We start from the raw sequence: 2,106 nt of genomic DNA, 5'->3' as shown, positions 1-2,106 counted from the left end.
TTAATTGTAGGAAAACTTAATTTTATTACCTTATTGAGACATATCTTTGATTTGACGTTTATGTCTATACATTTGCTTATCTGCTTCAACTACTGTTTGTTGTAAATCCGTCCCTGGTTGACGTGCTGCAACACCAATAGCAGCATTAATTCCAGCCTGTTTTAAGGATTCTGAAATTCGATTTGCTAGTTTTTGAGTATTTTCTAAGTTAGTTTCAATATTTAAAATACCAAACTCATCTCCTCCTAAACGTGCAACTAAATCATTAGAGCGCACAGTTCTTTTGATAATTTGGACTGTTTCTTGAATCATCTGATCACCTTTTAAATGACCAAATTTATCATTTATATATTTTAAATCATTTAAATCTATGACAATAATTGTTGTTGAGTGTCCGTAAATTTTACACCGACTTTCTTCTAAATCTAAAAATTTATCCCAAGCACGACGATTGAAAGCTCCTGTTAAGTGATCTGTTAGCGACTCCATTTCAAGTTTTTCGCTAATTCTTTTTTGTTCATTTATTTTAATTTCGTTCTGTAAAATTCGACTGAGTAATAAACTAAATAATTCTAATAAATCACTATATTGTTCTATACTTTTAGGCTGTACTGATGGATCAATAGCACATAATGTACCGAAAACAGAGCCATCTTCATTCAATAAAGGTTGACCTATATATGCATTTATATCCACTACCTTATTAATTCCAGCCTCTTCATATAATGGAATTTTTTTTGAATCATGTGCTATACGTGGCCCTTTGCCTAGTACCATCTTAGAACAATATGAATCAGCCCAATTAAAAACTTGTCCTGCTTTTACTCCATATCCACTGTCTTTAGCTTGAAGAACTATCCAATCATTACCTTCTGTACAAGTAATCATCCATAAATTAAAAACTAAGTGATTATGTAAATACTCTAAAATGGCTTTACCAGCATCTTCAAAATCTCTAAAGTTTTCATAAAAAAGACTCATAACTACTCACTATCAATACTTTAAAAATTTATACAACTTTATTTAAACTATTGTATTTAAAGATTAATTTAAAAATTTCATAGATATAATATATCGTAAAATTTATTTTTCTTAATATTTTTTACGATATATTCTTAAACGACTCTATATAGAAAATATAACTTTTTAGTTAACAACGTAAGCGTCCGCTGATCCCCACTTTTTCTAACTCATTAATACCGCGATAGTGTCCACTAAAATTTAAGTGGACACCTATCTATGGATTTAAAGACAGTTATAGACACTGCACCAACGCTAAAAAAGCCCCGTCGAACCTTCACGGCTGAATTTAAACATCAACTTATTCAGCAATGCCAGCAGCCAGATACATCGGTGGCTAAGGTCGCAATGCAACATCAGATAAAGAGATGGTTTTAACTATGTATATCGAAAAGATATAGCTAGATCTAAATATGAAGTACCATTGGTATACTTTGACTTAGGTAACGATTTCCAAGATTTAGCCAATGCCATTTATCGAGATGATAGAAATGTCGATATTGGTTATGATTTTATTAGAGGCGCTGATATCAACTTTGATATTCATGAACAGCTCTATTCTTATTATTTCCTTCTTAGATCAATACTTAAGGGTATTTTTCCAATACAAAATCTTCTGAATTACGATGACATTCTAAATGTTACTACTAAGTTAGATCTGCAAGAAATGTCAGACAGTTATGTTAATATTTTACAAGTTTAATTTTTCTAAAATTAACATAATACACCTTATACGAAATGTGTCATAATTTACCTTGAAATTCATATACTTATTTCAAAGTTTATAGCCCGAACATCCCTGTACGGGCTTTTTTTTGTGATCTTTCACGTAATATGGCTATTCTTTAATCAAATCCTTACAACTTTGATTAGCTCAGTTGAATAGTACCCTTAGCCATTCGGCAAGAAAAACCGGCTTAACCACCCTCTTTTCGGCTGCTCCGGTTCAACCGGCTCCGGCACCGGAATACGCTTATTTTCCGTTTTTTCCGGAGTAGTCAATCCGTCATGTTTGTCGTTATCTACATTCAATGTAGGTTCTACTTGAGATGGACTAGATTGCACTGAAGATTGATCTGAAGTTGG

1 protein-coding gene and 1 pseudogene are annotated in these 2,106 nt (G+C 32.1%); both read right to left on the bottom strand.

Features of this window, described 5'->3' with window-relative positions; all coding sequences use genetic code 11:
* Positions 1-30: 30 nt before the first annotated feature.
* The gene (locus tag J671_RS24445; protein WP_006582641.1) at positions 31-981 is read right to left on the bottom strand and encodes a GGDEF domain-containing protein; all 951 of its coding nucleotides are present in this window, start codon (positions 979-981) and stop codon (positions 31-33) included.
* Between the two features lie 930 nt (positions 982-1,911).
* Positions 1,912-2,106 (bottom strand): annotated as a pseudogene (locus J671_RS24435) (DNA-binding protein); the annotation flags it as partial.

Origin of the sequence: Acinetobacter sp. 1130196 (assembly GCF_000588095.1) — a bacterium.
GTDB classification, from domain to species: Bacteria; Pseudomonadota; Gammaproteobacteria; order Pseudomonadales; family Moraxellaceae; genus Acinetobacter; species Acinetobacter nosocomialis.
Note: the sequence above shows the minus strand (reverse complement) of the source record. Positions and strands in the feature narration are given on the sequence as shown.

What these genes read in the sequence shown, in the direction of transcription:
- J671_RS24445 (WP_006582641.1), bottom strand. Translation starts at nt 981, where the DNA reads ATGAGTCTTTTTTATGAAAACTTTAGAGATTTTGAAGATGCTGGTAAA.